This window comes from Paenibacillus sp. OAS669 (assembly GCF_014873645.1).
Taxonomy (GTDB): Bacteria; Bacillota; Bacilli; order Paenibacillales; family NBRC-103111; genus Paenibacillus_S; species Paenibacillus_S vulneris.
Window position 1 is genome coordinate 182,620 of sequence record NZ_JADBDR010000011.1, and the last position, 15,154, is coordinate 197,773.

A 15,154-nucleotide genomic window follows, 5' to 3' on the forward strand; every position below is an offset into this window, starting at 1 on the left:
AGGAGTGACCATATGATTCGTGCCATTGTAGTTGATCCGCATGCCCCGTCATATTTAGCGTTCAAGGAAGTTGACGCCCCGCAGGCTAAGCCTTGGGAAGTGCTCGTGCAAGTGAAGACCGTCTCTCTCAATCGTGGTGAAGTGAAAGACGCTAAGGATCAGGAAGCTTCCAGCCGCCCCGGCTGGGATTTCGCGGGAATTGTCATCGAGCCGGCCAAGAGCGGCGAAGGTCCCCAAAAAGGGGCCAGGGTTGTTGGTTTGCTCCCGATGGGAGCTTGGAGCGAGCAAGTTGCCGCCCCCGTATCGACACTTGCCGAAATCCCGGAAAAGCTAACTTTTACGGAGGCGGCGACCCTCCCCGTAGCAGGGCTCACAGCGCTTTACGCACTCCGCAAAGGAGGCATGCTGCTTGGCAAACGCATTTTTATTACAGGCTCTACCGGCGGGGTTGGGCTATTCGCTCATCAGCTTGCGGCCCAATCCGGCGCATTCGTTGTAGGTACGGCAAGCACGGAAGAGAAGGCCGATCTTGTTCGGGAGGCAGGATCCGACGAAGTAATCATTGGATATTCCGCAATTTCATCAGCCCGCAAATTCGGGCCGTACGATCTGATTATCGATTCAGTAGGCGGCAATACACTGTCGGCGTTGCTGCCGCAGCTAGCGCCCCAAGGGATTTGTGTTGCTGTAGGATTTTCTTCTTCAAATACCGCAACGATCGATATGATGAATCTGGTGACCAGCGGAGGAAGAACCTTGTACGGCTTCTTTCTAGGTGAGGAACTCACTCGTCAATCAGCCGCGGACGATCTGAGTTTGCTAGCCCGGCTGGTCACAGATAAGCGGTTAATCCCTCGGATCGAAGTGGAGGCGCTTTGGACCGAAATTGATATCGTTGCCCGTAATATGATGGAACGGAAATTCTCCGGCAAAGCCGTTCTTCACATAGGTTGATTGTATAAGATTGCAACAATACCGACACGGTACTCCCTTACTCGTTTCGAGCAGGGAGTACCGCTGCTTTTCAATGAACCGGGTCTATCTTCTCTCACTATACTCCCGTTAGTTGAATAGAGCCAGCAGGTTAAAGTGAGCGGCTGACTTTTTGTCTTTAGGAATCCGCGGAAGTCATGACCAGTTCTACTCAGCACACATGGAATGAAATAACTGATTAAATTATACATACGGCTTCCTACAGTATGTTAATGTAAGTAGCTGTATTTGTAGGTCTTTGCTATTAATGGAATTACAATATTTCACATTTCAGATGCAAGCATCTCTGGCTTGTGCTAAATTATGGATTACGAGGACACATTAATACAAGAGGTCATTTTACCACTTGGAGAAAGTTATTACCCTGGCATTGATTAAGCGGCTTGAAGCTGAAGGTTACATTGTGACTCGTACTGTATAACATCCGTATCTGCCCCCCTGAAGGACTGCCAAATCGGTAGCCCTGCTTTGTTGTGCGTATTTTTGGCGTTCTCACCCACTTTGATATTCATAAAAACCAGCTAATGTTTGTCAAGCATCACCGTCTTTATCCGTTTGGGGTGCCGATCTTCTTGTATTCCATGTGATGAAAACCCCATTCACACATATCACCAAGCACCGTACTGAGCGTATGTCCGTGCTCAGAGACGAAGTACTCGACTTTGGGCGGAATCTCCTGATACACCTTCCGGATGATTAGTCCATCCTGCTCTAGCTCGCGAAGCTGGCTGGTAAGCATTCCTTGGGTAATCGACGGAAGCATCCGTCTCAACTCTCCAAAGCGCTTAGTACCTTCATTTAATAGGATGTATAAGATGATTGGCTTCCATTTACCCCCGATCAATTGAAGGGTAACCATGATTCCTTCTGTTAAAAAGGACTTGCTAAAATCTTCAGACATATACCAATTCCTCACTTACTGACATTTTTCTTCGGTTGTAGTCATTGTAGCAAATGCTACGGGTTTAACCAACTACTCCAAAAAACAGTACTTAGTACTGTTTACCATACCATCCTCAGGGAACTCAGGCCTAATCAATAGTACGATCAACCCGACATAGTACGGAAAAAGAGCGTTCTTTACAATATTCGATTCTCCCGGAATAATAAGGCTGTCAGGTGAGAGCCCTGATGCCATCTTTTAAGAGAGAGGAAGATCTTCATGAAAACGCTGGTAATTGTCGCACATCCGTCCTTGGAGCAGTCTCGGGCCAACAATGCTCTTATTCAGGAACTGAGTCTCCATGATAACATTGATATCCGCAACCTTTACGGGGATTATCCAGATGGGAACATCGACATAGAGAGGGAACAACAAATGCTGGACAAGTATGACCGGATCGTACTTCAATTCCCATTGTTCTGGTATAGCACCCCGCCGCTGCTCAAGAAATGGTTTGACGATGTATTGACGTACGGATGGGCATTTGGAACTGAAGGAGATCATCTAAAAGGCAAGGAGTTCATCGTGGCAACTACAGCAGGTGCCAGTGAGCGGAGTTATCGTTCAGGCGGTAGCAACGAATACACGATCAGCGAGCTTATGAGGCCGCTTGAATTGTCCGTCAAGTACACCGGCGCTATCTATCTGCCTGCTTTCGTGGTGTACAATAGCATGGAAGCAGCAGATGAGCAGTTGAAATTGGAAGCACGCAGATACGCGGAACATATCCGTGCTTCCGCAGAAAAACTTATTGAATAATCGAATGATACATTAATTAATATTGTAGCGGCTGACATCGCCTTTGAAAAAATAAAGATGTAGCCAGGTAAATCAATATCCCTCTCTCCTTCATTCAGGATTGAGGGATATTGTTGAGTAGTGGAATCAAGCATCAACATGAGAAATTTAGGGTGTGTACGCAAACTGTGAAGCCGTCCTCTGGGTTGCCCGTACCGGTGCTTCATGGCATTATTTACCCGATTATAATGGCCCTTGGTCTTCAGCCTACAGCTTTTTCTGGCGTACGTACTATCATAAACAGAGTCAGCCCTTCGCGAAAAATCCGTAATGAAACGATATTTGTTCTTCCGCTTCCCTCAGTGCCGTATTAATAGATACATAGTCGCTGCCGTGATGCTGTCGCCAACTGTCCCCAGCTTTTGCCCTCCCACTTTGCTAAAAGCTTCATTTTAATACCCGTCTCCCTTATTTTTTAGCCTTATCCGACTTCGCCGTTGCAATCGCCTGATTGATTGCCTCTTCAAATTGCCGGAGTACAGTGTTCGTGTCGGCTTTATTTTTGACCATATCTCCGAACGGCTTGCCGAAATCCACATTAACATTCGTTAGATCTGCAGCTCTTAACGGAGACGGAGGTGCATCCTTGTAATAATAAAATGCACCTGTATTTTTCCCTTGCAACTCCTGCACCTCTTGGCCGAATGCATTTTTAACGTTAGCGTTAACGAGCGGCGTACCTACTCCCTGTTTGGAAAGCATCGTCTGAACTTGCTCGGATACAAGATAAGAAACGATTTGGAACGCTTCATCTTTATACTTGGACGTTTGGGAAATGAACAAAGCAAGAGTGGCAGGCTTTAAGCCGGTGCCCGGTTTTTCCTTTAAAACAGGCAGCGAAACGACGTCCCAATTTATATTTGGGTTTGCTTTCACCCAGCCGATCATGAGCGGATGGCTTTCGAGAGCCATCGCAATACTCCCTTTAGCTGTCTCGGATGTAGGAACGAGAGCATTATCCGGAATTTCGTAGAACCGTTTCAGGTTGTCGAACATCAGCTTCCAGCCGTCCGTATTCAGCACCGCCTTATCTTCCCTCGGATCCAAAGGACTTAAAGAGAGCTGATTGTTCAGCATCATATTATTCGGTATAGCGGCGAAGCCCATATAGGTCGTTCCTTGTTCCACACGCGTTACTTTTTTCGCCAGGTCGTAGACTTCATCCCATGTCATGCCGTCTTTCGGATAAGCAACGCCAAGCTTATCGAATATATCTTTATTGTAAAATAAGGCATACCGATTCATCGTAAACGGAAGGCCGTACAGCTTTCCTTCGCCGTTGGCATTTTGGGTTTGCGCGAGTACGTTCGGTTCAAATTGCTGGAGATTGAAGTTATTTTTTTTCACGAGCTCCTGCAGATCATATTGAAATCCGTTCTGAATGATGCGGTCTACCGTAAAGCTGGCGGATTCATAAATAATATCAGGCAGCGTTCCCCCGGCAATTAGATCCTTATAGTCCGTACTTTTGGGATCTCTGAGAATGATGTTCAGCGTGATATGGGGAAACTTCTTCTTGATCGCTTCAGTAATTCCCAAACTCTCAAAATTCAAAGCCCCGGGCTGCCCGTTAAAAATGGTTAACGTGATCGGCTCTTTCGGCTTGCCGGTATTGCCTTCGGTGTTCAGTATCACTTCCTTATCATTGCTGCATCCAAGCATTACATTTGAGAATAAGAGTAACGAAGCCGCGCCAATTACAGCTTTTCCATACACTTTTACCATGCAGGAACCTCCATTTTCTCCAGTTTCACTTTCATTCTTCTTCGAACGCCTCGTCGTTTTGGTTCCGCTTTCATTTTATGTTACAATCAGCTCCAGGCAGACTATACGGACAACCAACCTGGAGATCTCTATCCTTAGGGCGATCTCCAGGTTGTCAATGTGCTATATTGCGGGATTCGCTGTCATTCCATCTTCCTCCACTAGACAATACGTCCATGTCTTTCGAACGGATAGTCGATTGTAATACGCCCCGCCTGGCAATCGCCAGTACCGCTGTAAAGACCAGCCTTGCCGTCCGGACGCATCACAATGCCCGAAGTAAAGATACAGTCGACCAAATGCGGTGCTTTGGCAGGTCCTGGCGGGTAGCAGAGTCGACTTCCGATCAGACGAAGGTCTGAGGACTCTCGGGTGGTTGGATCGAAGTGTACTTGTTGTCCTTCAAGGCCGAGAGTCTTCCCTGACGAGTAGAGGCAGCGCCAGATTCATCAGCCGTTATTCCCTTCTCAACCAACTATTCTTGGTTGCTACACTAGCGGTATAGATGCGTTTGGTGGGACCTTTACTTGCCTTCCAAACACAACCGGACAAGGTCATCGACTTGGGCAGTTGCCAGACACTCGACAGTATCGGCAGCGCCGTAATAAATTTTGACTTCGCCGTCATCCTCAAGAATCATACCGCCCGGGAAAATGACATCATTCCGGAAGCCTTCGGTTTCATAGACAGCTTCGGGTGCGATAAGCGGATCTTTGTACATGCCGATGATCTTCTTGGGGTTCTCCAAATCCAAAAGCAAAATGCCGGCACTATAACGCTTCTTCCAGGATTTCTCCCAACCGTTTTTTCCTCGGCTTGGATCAAGATCGACGGAATGGAACGTAGTTAGCCAACCTTTAGCGGTTTTGACTGGCGGGGCGGCAGGGCCGATTTTGTCGTTAGCGTAAGCCACATGCTCAACCGCAAGCAGCAAATCCGTATTGCCCCAATATTTCAAATCTGGCGAGTCCGATATCCACATATCGAAACGGTCTTTGCCTCCCCGGCTGTACACAGGGAACGGCCGCTCTAAACGGACGTACTTGCCGCCGATTTTTTCCGGAAACAGCACCATGTTACGGTTATCAGGCGCAGTCATATGGAGTACTTCAAATTTTTCGAAGTCATCGGTTACGGCAATGCCTCCGCGAATACCGTGTTTCGTATCGACGGCAAAACACATGTAGCAGCGCCCATCTATAACAGTCAAGCGCGGATCATAGGTGCGGATGATTTCGTCATCATTCAGGCTAAAACAAGGGTCGGGCTGTACCTCCCAATGAATACCGTCGCTGCTGTAGGCTAGACCAAGATTGGTCGTGGAACTTGGCAGCAGCGTATGCTTCTGCAGATCACCGTAATCGTTGCGGAATACCATAACATAACGACCTTGGAATTTGGTAACGCCTGCATTAAATACAAGTGCCGGAGAATAAGGCACATCACGGGCGGATAATACCGGATTTGCAGGATGACGGGTAATAACCGGGCTTGACTTTAGCGGTCCAATAATTGGAATAGACAACACTATTCCTCCCCTCTTCGATTTGGGTTGCAACATGCTCTTATCATAGAATAAAATCGAAGAGGAGGTATGACAGTTTTCCGCTAGACTATCTCATATTTTCGTTCAGGAGCGATCCGTCAAAATGACCGTATACCCAACCAACAAACATTTAACCGACTATCCGGACATTCATCCGGGTTTTCCATTTCATGTGTCCGTTAACAAAGTGGTAAGGCATTTTCCTGCTCACCGCCATGACTTTTTGGAATTTTCTCTTGTAATAGACGGAGAGGGCTACGAGGTTATTAACGGTGTTAAACATCCTCTACTTGCGGGGACGGCTACTTTTTTGCTGCCTTATCAGGTTCATGAAATTTATGTGGAATCGGCGAATCCACTCCGGTTGTATAACTGCATGTTTGATATGGATTTGCTATACCAATCAGCTGAGGTCGGACCGGGTTTGTCGGAGCTGCTGGTCGGGGAGGAGATGCCCCCACAAGCTTTCTTAAGCCCGGAGCTGTTCACGGCTGTATCGTCGGCTTTTGAGGATATGCTTGCCGAATTTGCGGGCAACGGTTTATGGAGAAACATGCTGCTCAAGCTGAAGCTGTTGGAAACGCTTGCGCGATATGACCGGTTCCGCCGGCAAGGTGTTCCAAGCACAGTACAAACAAACGGAACAATCGATAAAAAACCGGTATGGCCAATTATTCATTACATTCATGCCCGTTACAGGGAGCCAATTACACTGTCGGCAACGGCGGATAAGTTCGGCATAAGCAGATCCTATTTAAGCGAAGAGATTAAACGGCGTACCGGCTTAGGTTTTGTCCGCTTTTTGCACGAGGTGCGCATTAGACATGCTTGCAGCTTGCTTTCATCGACCGGAATGGCGGGAGTTGATATAGCGATTGAAACCGGGTTCGGTTCGTACAAGTCATTTTCGCGGATTTTCCGCGAGTTGAAAGGCATGACACCGGGTGACTACCGTAGAAAGCATGTTACAACAAGCTCTCGTTACTAACCTTTCTCATCCTCTGCTGCCCCCGGGCACGATGTTGATACCATCGAATTAACATGAAATTCCACGTAACCGTCTAAATCATGATGTTCGTAAATATGTAATCACAAAAGATGCTTGAACGGTATGTTGATTCGTTTGGAATTCCGGCATGTCGAACTCCTCTGGGTGGCCGAGCGTCGTCATGAATAAGCGCATCACTTACTTTATTTTTTGCTGCTGTCTAAATTGGATAGGGGTTGTTCCAAATACTTTCTTGAACGTTGTGAAGAAGTGGCTTTTTGTTTGGAAACCAGCCTGTTCTGCAATTTCTGCTACAGTTAAGTCGGTGCTTAAAAGAAGCTCCTTTACCCGCTCCAAACGCTGATTTGAAATAAAATCCGATATAGGGCAATCCATCCATTCCCTAAACACGGCCCGAAGATAGCTGACTGAGACCGATGTATGATCGGCAATGGAATCCACACTCAGTATGGGGTTATGTAGATTATTCCGAATATATTGAACGGCTTCTGTAACAATTTCTTCTTTTCGATTATTAGTTGACCGCAGTTTTAAATCGTCAACAATTTGATGCAGGAACGTTTCAATCCAATGGAACGCTTCATTTAAATGATGGAATTGATTTAGTGTATGCTCAATTCCTTCCATTCCTTTTACAGTGTTTAGTTTTTTAAAATTTTTCATCAACTCATATATTAAATGGATAAGCTGCATTTTGCATTCCGAATAAGTCATTCCCTTCATATCCCCAGCCAACTGCTCCAAATATCCTTTAACAGCTAGCAAGTTACCGATACGCACTGAAGCAACGAGTTCTTTTATCACACCTTCATCAAGATAATTTGGCCTATCCTCAAACTGCTTTAAATCACTCTCCGAATATACACGGTCTTTGCCATCAATAAAATTAAGCATGGATGCCTCCATAACCAATTCGTAGCTCTGGAACAGTGCTTCATCTGAAGCCCTAGGATCGCTGACCGCTGCAACAACTCCGAAATGCAACCATTGATCAATATTTGATTTGATTTCTTGAAGCATAGTATCGATTGTTTCTTTCTTCTTCGTGTCAGGGAATATTAGTACGGTGTGATCGATTCCAATATCGACTGCCTCTCCGGCTAAGCCATATTGTCTCATGACCTCACTAGCTATATTGCCCATCGCGTACTTCATTAGCTTTCTTGAAGGAAAATCATATTTATCACAGAATGCAGCATAATACCGGATCCTTAAAACCGCTATTCGGATCGATCCAGCGGCAAGCACCGGTATCTCTTGAAACCATTCTTTTTTATAACGTTCCGAAAGGGAGCCGTTAAGTATCCATTGGCGCAACCGCTCCTCCTTGATTAATGATTTACTATCTTTGATAGAACGATCCATTTGCTCCACTTTGTTAATAAGCGATTCGATACCGGAAGTGATGCTTACTGTAGTTTCCACGGTGTTGGAAGGGACATAGGGCTGACCTATACGCGCTTGAATAGCTTGCAGCATAGTACCTATGGGGCGTATATTGGTTCTGGAATACCAATAAAGTAACATCCAGATAATCAGAACAAGAAGACTGAAACAAAGTAAAATCGTCCATCTGGTGACGGAAATACTTTGATTTAACGTTTCAAGCGAGGTTAGATGAAAGATCCTCCAACCCGAAATACTTAGCGTCTGATAACGTAATGACCACTCCTCGCCATCAACCGAAAAATGAGATTTCCCTAAGTTACCGTTTGAACTTAACGTTCTTACCTTCTTGAGCATTTTATCCGAAACATTCCCCAGCATCAATTCCCCTTCCCCGTTCAGTATGAACACATCATTCGCGATTTGCTTATTCATCTGCAGGATGTACTGCTGCAGCTTTTCCTTATCCAGCAGCACCGCCAATTTACTGTTGTTCTCCCCTCTATCAATCACATCCTGCACAACCAGTAATAAATAACTTTTGCCTTGAATCTCGTAATTTCGCAGGTTTAAGTTTCGACTCTTTTCCGATCGGGCTTGTTCAAGAAATTCTTTGTTCTCCTCGTCAGTTAACTTAGTCAGGCCTTTATCCGAAGCGTACATACGGTTAATGGAGGGATTAATCACATGTATGGACTGAATAAATGGCTCAATACCCAAGTAATCCGTCAAGCTCAATTCCATTTGTTTAAAAACCCAATAGTCGACCTCCGAAGAGGTCATCCAACCGTTTACATTCTGGTCCCGAAAAATACGGACGGAATATAATTTAAGTTTTCGCAGCGTGAAGTCGGTGTTGTCCTTAACTTGCGCAATTCGCTGCAGAGTCAGGCGGTCAATTTCAGTTATTGCATTATTAGTCAATTGCCTAGTTAAAATATAAGAAAATATATAAATGGTCACAGTGAACGCTAAGGCCATATATATAAACATTCGTAAATGCAATTGCTGCGGCAGCAGACCACGAAGCATTGTCATCCCTCCTTGTCGCCGATGTATCTTATCTAAAGGTATTCCTCCATTAGCTTATCGTCAAGTTTGTATTTGACCGGGATTAACAAAAACCCTGCAGATCTTTAGGACTTGTGATCCGCAGGGTTTTGAGCGCTATAAATTGTCAGTCCTCAATCCTATTTAACTCTTTGAAAACGAATATATCATAACTTCCTCTACAGCCGCGTGATTGGCGGTTTAACATACTTTGAGCTTTGTATCAACTCCTTCAGCTTGTTTTCATAAGCATCGGCGTCCAGGGGCAATACAATCTTGCTTTCAGTGAATGAAGATTGCATAATGGCGTTGGCTAAAGTCAACCCATTGATCCCTTCTGTACCGTGAGCTACTAACTCGCCGTCTCCATTTTGAATAGCGTTAATAAATTTTTCGATAACAACAAGATGCCCTTTAGGCTGAGTAATATCAACAGGAATTTCCGTATACCAGCTTTCAACATTACCGAATTTACTTTTCGATTCCAGAATGAAATCAAATACCGAAATCTGATTTTGATACATGACAATTTTTTCATTCTCATAAACCAGCTTGCCGTGTTCTCCTACAATTTCAAAACGGTTTGTTCCGGGCGTCTCGGCCGTGGTTGCAATAAAATGTCCAATCATTCCATTCTCATGTTCAAAGTAGGCCGTCACTTCGTCTTCAACTTCAATATTGTGATATTTACCAATGTTAACAAAACCGCTGATCTTCGCAGGCATTCCGAATAACCATTGATAAAGATCCATATTATGCGGACATTGGTTGGTCAGAATTCCCCCGCCTTCTCCGGCCCAAGTCGCCCGCCAGTCGCCGCTATCGTAATAAAACTGCGGGCGAAACCACTGCGTGTTGATCCAAGTAACACGAATCAGCTTGCCGAGCTTCCCGCTTTGGACAATTTCCTTTAACTTCTTATGAAACGGATACGTTCTTTCCTGAAACATTATGGCGAAGACAAGCTCAGGGTATGTCTCTTTAGCCCTTTCATAAGCAGCTATCATTTTCTTCGCATCGTTTAAATGGACAGCGATAGGCTTCTCGCAAAGCACGTGAATACCTCTGTTAAATGCATCGATAGCAACTGAAGGATGATCATAATGGGGTGTCGCCACCGTAATAGCTTCAAGACCCGGTTGATCGAGAAGTTCTGTGTGGCTATAATAAGCCGGTATTTGCAGCTCCTCGGCAAATTTATCAGCTCTGTCCTTAATTACATCACAAACACCGACAATTTCGACCGTTCCAGCAGTCTGGAGCTGCCGTAGATTTTTGATATGACCCGATCCCATTGCCCCTACTCCAACTACGGCTATTTTTACATTTTTATGAATAGTCATCTCTAACTCCTCCTCGGATTAAACGAATGCGCGGATGTATTGAATAAATGCCGGCAGCACAACTTCCGGTTCTTCAAGCTCAGGATGCCACTTCTTTTCCCACTCCAACGATAAGTAGCCTGTGTAACCATATTTCTTTAACAGTTCAATATTATTCTTAATGGGAACTTCACCATCGCCAATGAAACACAGCTGGAATTTGCCATTGACCTTTTTCGTATCTTTAACATGGACATGCTCGATATAGGGAAAGATCTTCTCGATAAACGGTTCAATGGTATTGCCGTATCTTTTGTAAGTATGCTCCATATCCCACAGCACGCCCAAATTGGCACTGGCCACCTTCTCCAGTACAGGCAGCATATGATCCAGATCGGAGAAGTCCCCGTGAGTTTCCAAAAGGATGCGGACATTTCTTTCCGAACCATAGTCACAAAGCTCCTTTATGCCCCTTGAAATCCTCTCAATAATTTGCTCCTTTTGGAAAGGATCCGGCACCTTATTCCCAAAAACTCTTATATAGGGTACGCCTAGCTTTTGTGCTAGATCTATATGTGCTTTCCCTTCGGCAATAAAATCATCGAATTTGTCAAGGTCATGGAATTGGCAGGATGTATTCAAACCGATTATTTGTATCTGCTTTGAATGAAGTTCCTCCAGGGTTTTTTCCAGATTCTCAGGGAGAAAGGGCCTTGCCTTGGGCAGGAACATTTCCCCTTCCATGCCTCTGATCTCAATCCCGTCGTACTTTAAACGTGTGGTTTCGTTCAAAATTTGTTCCCAGCTCCAATTCGGGCAAGACAAAGTTGTATACGCTATTTTCATTTCAATACCGCCTCTCCAGCATTATTATTTGGTTGAATTTCTTTTAACGTATGACTCTGACATTTCCTGAACAATTTTAGTGAAATTCGGTTCCGTTTTTAACTGGTTGACGAACGCATCCCATTTTTCTATCGGTTCCTTGCCCATAATCACGTGCAGTTTCATATCGGTAATTTTTTTGTTGTATTCCGGCCAGAACTTAATCCAGGTCTCGGAATCCACACCGACCGACGGATCATTAACCGCATTTTTTGCACGCTCATCCATTATTTTTACATGACGGTCATAGTACTCCTTCGGAATTCCCGGAACATACGCTTTTAGATATTTGTTGTAGCTAAGAAAAATTTGACCAAATGCTTGTTGGGATACATTGTCCTTTACAGCCTGTTCCGTAGGAATTTTAAAGCCGTCTTTTTCAACGAAATGAACGTCTTTAAAGCCGAAATTCGCAAGATCCGATCCTTCAGCGGAAGCCCCGTAATCCATGAATTCCATAATTTTCTTCAACTTCGCTTCAGGAACGGTCTTGGGAATCAGAAACATTCCAAAAGAGCCGATTTCTGTCTCGCTCACTCCGTTTAATGAAACAATCGGCTCCATATAAGCGTCAGGCTTTTGCTTTCTAAGCTCGGCTGTTATATTCCAAACCTGATCTATGGCTTGTGTGGCGACACCAGCCTTCCCTGCCTTTAACATATCCAGGATTTGACTCGGTTTAAGCATCAGGAAATCTTCGGGAATCAGCTTTTCTTTGTACAATTTATTGGCGTACATAAGCGCGTCTTTTTCTGTTGATAAGTAAACAGTAGGAACCAGCTTTCCATCCTGCGCTTTCCAGTCGCCTATAGTTTTATTAAAAACGTTCTCGAAAGTTCTTATATTTAAAATGACTCCATACGTATCATTTTTCCCGTTTCCGTCGGGGTCGTTATTGGTAAATGCCTTCATCGCTTCGTAGAGTTCATCCATGTTGGTCGGCATTTTTAAGCCCAGTTTATCAAGCCAATCTCTGCGGATGCTTACCCCGTTCTGGCCATAGACCGGTCTTACCCGGGGTATACCATAGTTATGTCCATCCGCGTAGGCTAAATTTTTCCAGGTTTCTTCAGGAAACTTTGCTAAATTCGGATAATTTTTATACAAATTGGTCAGGTCCCAAAAGGCTCCTTGAGCAGCCATCCCCTTAATAACCGATGAATTGAGCGGGTCGGTTGTCAAGATTAAATCCGGCAGCTCACCGGAGGCCAACGTCACATTTAATTTATCCGTATAGTTGTTGGATGATGTCCAGGCAATGTTCAGCTTGGTATTCGTCCGTTTTTCGATTTCTTTTATTATAGGGTTGTCTTCTGAGGGTGGTTCTTGCGAATAAAAGGACGACAATATGCTGATTTGAGTTGGTTTTCCCTGTTTTCCCCCCTCTTGTTCCACTGAATTTGCTTCTTCTCCCCCGCCTCCTCCGCATGCAGCTAACAATAAAGCTAAAGAGACTTGCAGGGAACACAGTTTAATTCCTGCATTTTTCTTGCTCATACTATTACCTCCATTTGTAAATTTTATATTCATTCCTTCACAGAACCTACCATGACGCCTTTGGCGAAATGCTTCTGCAGGAAAGGATACACCATAATAATAGGTACTGTTGCCACAATAACTGCGGCCATTTTAAGAGTTTCCTGAGGCAAGGTTTGCTCGGAGGAAATTTGTTGCGCTAATTCCCCACCTACGCTGGTTGATGAATCGATAAGCATATGCTGCAGCAATACTTGTAAAGGCCACTTCTTGAAATCGTTCAAATAAAGAATCGCGGAAAAAAATACGTTCCAATAAGCAACCGCATAAAATAGACCGAAGGCCGCCAGAGAGGGCAAAGAGATCGGCAGGATCACTCTCATCCAAATTCCTAAATCGTTGCATCCATCGATATGGGCCGCTTCTTCCAAGCCGGGCGGAATGCTATCGTAGAAGCTTTTCATAAGAAATGTATAATAAGCTGTTGTCAGTACAGGCATGATTAGTGCCCACATGCTGTTGATCAGCCCTAAGTTCTTCACAAGCAGGTATGGTGGGATGATACCGGGGTTAAAAAGCATCGCAATCACAATAAGCATTAACATGACTTTTCTTCCCATCAATCTTTTCCTCGATAAGGCATAAGCAAAGCTCGAGGTTACAGCAAGACTCAATACAGTGCCGACTGTAGCCAAGAAGGCGCTATTTCCCATCGCTCTAATAAACGTATTGGTAGACAACAGATATTGATAATTAATTAGCGACCATTTCTCCGGGATCAGGATGAGACCGGCAGCCCGGATGTATTCAGAGGGGTCGGTAAAGGATATAACCAGAATGTAAAGGAATGGCAGGATCGTGACTACTCCAGATATGATCAGTATGGACACAACGGCTGCATCTGCTAATCTACTGCTCCATTTATTGTTCAATGTCTCCACCCCCTCAATATAGGCCTTCCTTGCCGTATGTCCTAGCCAATTTGTTAGCAGCAATTACCAATATAAGTCCTACAACAGACTTAAACAGTCCAACCGCCGTAGTGAAGCTAAACTGCCCATTTTGTATGCCCATCCTGTACACGTAGGTTTCGAATACATCGGCAACATCAGTCACTGCACTGTTCATCATGAGATAAACCTGCTCAAAGCCTACATCCAGAACATGGCCCATTCTTAGAATTAATAATGTAATAACTACATTTTGTATGGCAGGCATCGTGATATGCTTCATCTGCTGGAGTCGGTTAGCCCCATCCATCTTAGCTGCTTCATAAAGCGCAGGATCGACCCCGGCTATGGCTGCCAAAAAAATGACGGTGCCCCATCCTGCTTCCTTCCATATGGACTGCAGGGTCAGCATCACCCAAAAGTAATTTTCATTCGTTAAGAAGTCTATCTTAGAGTAACCCATCATGTGAATGACGCCATTTACAATGCCTCCGGATTGGGAAAACAACAGGAACGTGATCCCCGCAACGATCACCCAGGAAAAGAAATGTGGCAAATATACGATGCTTTGGATAGTTCTTTTGAACTTGCTGTTTCTTGCTTCATTGAGAAGCAAAGAAAGAATGATGGGCGCAGGGAAGAAAAAAACTAGGTTTAAAACACTAATGACCATTGTATTTCTTAATAATTTCAAGAATTCGCTGCTACTGAAAAACCTATCGAAGTTTTCGAAGCCCACCCACTTACTATGCAGAATTCCTTTAAACGGCGAGTACTCCTGAAAAGCAATGACTACTCCGCCTATGGGAATATACTTAAAAATCAAAAAATACAATATTCCAGGTGCGGCGAGAAGATATAAATATTTGTCTCGGCTAAGACGGGTCAGAATAGTATTTATCTTCCCTTTTTTAACAGAATGGATTTGTGTTAATTGCTTATCTCCTAAAGTAGTTTGTTGCAAACCTCTTCACCTCTCTTTAATAGATAGAATCAAAAGCATTTGCTGCAGCGCCACAATGAAGAACTACG

At 44.5% G+C, this 15,154-nt stretch carries 14 protein-coding genes; 4 read left to right on the forward strand and 10 right to left on the reverse strand.

The annotated features are described in order from the left end of the window. Positions 1 to 12: 12 nt before the first annotated feature. Positions 13 to 954 carry a zinc-binding dehydrogenase gene (locus GGC63_RS23000; RefSeq protein ID WP_192704311.1) on the forward strand — a complete coding sequence of 314 codons (942 nt, stop codon included), beginning with the start codon at positions 13 to 15 and terminating at the stop codon, positions 952 to 954. Between the two features lie 586 nt (positions 955 to 1,540). Here the strand turns inward: GGC63_RS23000 and GGC63_RS23005 are convergent. Continuing rightward, positions 1,541 to 1,894 carry a winged helix-turn-helix transcriptional regulator gene (locus GGC63_RS23005; protein WP_192704312.1) on the reverse strand — a complete coding sequence of 118 codons (354 nt, stop codon included), beginning with the start codon at positions 1,892 to 1,894 and terminating at the stop codon, positions 1,541 to 1,543. A gap of 261 nt (positions 1,895 to 2,155) precedes the next feature. Between GGC63_RS23005 and GGC63_RS23010 the strand changes: the two genes are divergently transcribed. Beyond that, positions 2,156 to 2,695, forward strand: coding sequence for an NAD(P)H-dependent oxidoreductase (locus tag GGC63_RS23010; RefSeq protein WP_192704313.1), 540 nt, complete (start codon positions 2,156 to 2,158; stop codon positions 2,693 to 2,695). 154 nt (positions 2,696 to 2,849) lie between these two features. Then, positions 2,850 to 3,005: a transposase gene (locus tag GGC63_RS35400; RefSeq protein WP_412973886.1), complete on the forward strand. Its 156-nt coding sequence runs from the start codon at positions 2,850 to 2,852 to the stop codon at positions 3,003 to 3,005. 137 nt (positions 3,006 to 3,142) lie between these two features. Here the strand turns inward: GGC63_RS35400 and GGC63_RS23015 are convergent, their stop codons facing one another. From GGC63_RS23015 to GGC63_RS23025, 3 genes are all read right to left on the reverse strand, one after another. Then, positions 3,143 to 4,459: an ABC transporter substrate-binding protein gene (locus GGC63_RS23015; RefSeq protein ID WP_192704314.1), complete on the reverse strand. Its 1,317-nt coding sequence runs from the start codon at positions 4,457 to 4,459 to the stop codon at positions 3,143 to 3,145. 200 nt (positions 4,460 to 4,659) lie between these two features. Beyond that, the gene (locus GGC63_RS23020; RefSeq protein ID WP_318781115.1) at positions 4,660 to 4,944 is read right to left on the reverse strand and encodes a DUF1861 family protein; all 285 of its coding nucleotides are present in this window, start codon (positions 4,942 to 4,944) and stop codon (positions 4,660 to 4,662) included. Positions 4,945 to 5,021: 77 nt separating this feature from the next. Further along, the gene (locus GGC63_RS23025; RefSeq protein WP_192704315.1) at positions 5,022 to 6,059 is read right to left on the reverse strand and encodes a glycoside hydrolase family 130 protein; all 1,038 of its coding nucleotides are present in this window, start codon (positions 6,057 to 6,059) and stop codon (positions 5,022 to 5,024) included. A gap of 88 nt (positions 6,060 to 6,147) precedes the next feature. Between GGC63_RS23025 and GGC63_RS23030 the strand changes: the two genes are divergently transcribed. Beyond that, complete coding sequence (locus GGC63_RS23030; protein WP_192704316.1) at positions 6,148 to 7,032, forward strand: AraC family transcriptional regulator; 885 nt, start codon at positions 6,148 to 6,150, stop codon at positions 7,030 to 7,032. A 198-nt stretch (positions 7,033 to 7,230) separates the two neighbouring features. Here GGC63_RS23030 and GGC63_RS23035 read toward each other — a convergent pair whose 3' ends face one another. The 6 genes from GGC63_RS23035 to GGC63_RS23060 all read right to left on the reverse strand — a co-directional run bounded on the left by GGC63_RS23035 (position 7,231) and on the right by GGC63_RS23060 (position 15,086). Continuing rightward, a complete protein-coding gene (locus GGC63_RS23035; RefSeq protein ID WP_192704317.1) occupies positions 7,231 to 9,471 on the reverse strand; it encodes an AraC family transcriptional regulator in 2,241 nt (746 codons plus the stop codon). Positions 9,472 to 9,668: 197 nt separating this feature from the next. Further along, positions 9,669 to 10,832: a Gfo/Idh/MocA family protein gene (locus GGC63_RS23040; RefSeq protein ID WP_192704318.1), complete on the reverse strand. Its 1,164-nt coding sequence runs from the start codon at positions 10,830 to 10,832 to the stop codon at positions 9,669 to 9,671. A gap of 18 nt (positions 10,833 to 10,850) precedes the next feature. Then, positions 10,851 to 11,657 (reverse strand): sugar phosphate isomerase/epimerase family protein, encoded by an 807-nt coding sequence (locus GGC63_RS23045; protein ID WP_079913325.1) that lies wholly within the window; start codon positions 11,655 to 11,657, stop codon positions 10,851 to 10,853. A 24-nt stretch (positions 11,658 to 11,681) separates the two neighbouring features. Then, positions 11,682 to 13,193 carry an extracellular solute-binding protein gene (locus GGC63_RS23050; RefSeq protein ID WP_192704319.1) on the reverse strand — a complete coding sequence of 504 codons (1,512 nt, stop codon included), beginning with the start codon at positions 13,191 to 13,193 and terminating at the stop codon, positions 11,682 to 11,684. Between the two features lie 29 nt (positions 13,194 to 13,222). After that, positions 13,223 to 14,104: a carbohydrate ABC transporter permease gene (locus GGC63_RS23055; RefSeq protein WP_192704320.1), complete on the reverse strand. Its 882-nt coding sequence runs from the start codon at positions 14,102 to 14,104 to the stop codon at positions 13,223 to 13,225. A gap of 13 nt (positions 14,105 to 14,117) precedes the next feature. Further along, on the reverse strand, positions 14,118 to 15,086 hold the full coding sequence (locus GGC63_RS23060) for an ABC transporter permease (protein WP_192704321.1): 969 nt from the start codon (positions 15,084 to 15,086) through the stop codon (positions 14,118 to 14,120). Positions 15,087 to 15,154 lie beyond the last annotated feature (68 nt).

Coding starts and splice junctions, on each gene's coding strand:
- GGC63_RS23005 (WP_192704312.1), bottom strand. CDS start 1,894: ATGTCTGAAGATTTTAGCAAGTCCTTTTTAACAGAAGGAATCATGGTT.
- GGC63_RS23030 (WP_192704316.1), top strand. CDS start 6,148: ATGACCGTATACCCAACCAACAAACATTTAACCGACTATCCGGACATT.
- GGC63_RS23000 (WP_192704311.1), top strand. CDS start 13: ATGATTCGTGCCATTGTAGTTGATCCGCATGCCCCGTCATATTTAGCG.
- GGC63_RS23015 (WP_192704314.1), bottom strand. CDS start 4,459: ATGGTAAAAGTGTATGGAAAAGCTGTAATTGGCGCGGCTTCGTTACTC.
- GGC63_RS23035 (WP_192704317.1), bottom strand. CDS start 9,471: ATGCTTCGTGGTCTGCTGCCGCAGCAATTGCATTTACGAATGTTTATA.
- GGC63_RS23025 (WP_192704315.1), bottom strand. CDS start 6,059: ATGTTGCAACCCAAATCGAAGAGGGGAGGAATAGTGTTGTCTATTCCA.
- GGC63_RS23045 (WP_079913325.1), bottom strand. CDS start 11,657: ATGAAAATAGCGTATACAACTTTGTCTTGCCCGAATTGGAGCTGGGAA.
- GGC63_RS23050 (WP_192704319.1), bottom strand. CDS start 13,193: ATGAGCAAGAAAAATGCAGGAATTAAACTGTGTTCCCTGCAAGTCTCT.
- GGC63_RS23010 (WP_192704313.1), top strand. CDS start 2,156: ATGAAAACGCTGGTAATTGTCGCACATCCGTCCTTGGAGCAGTCTCGG.
- GGC63_RS23040 (WP_192704318.1), bottom strand. CDS start 10,832: ATGACTATTCATAAAAATGTAAAAATAGCCGTAGTTGGAGTAGGGGCA.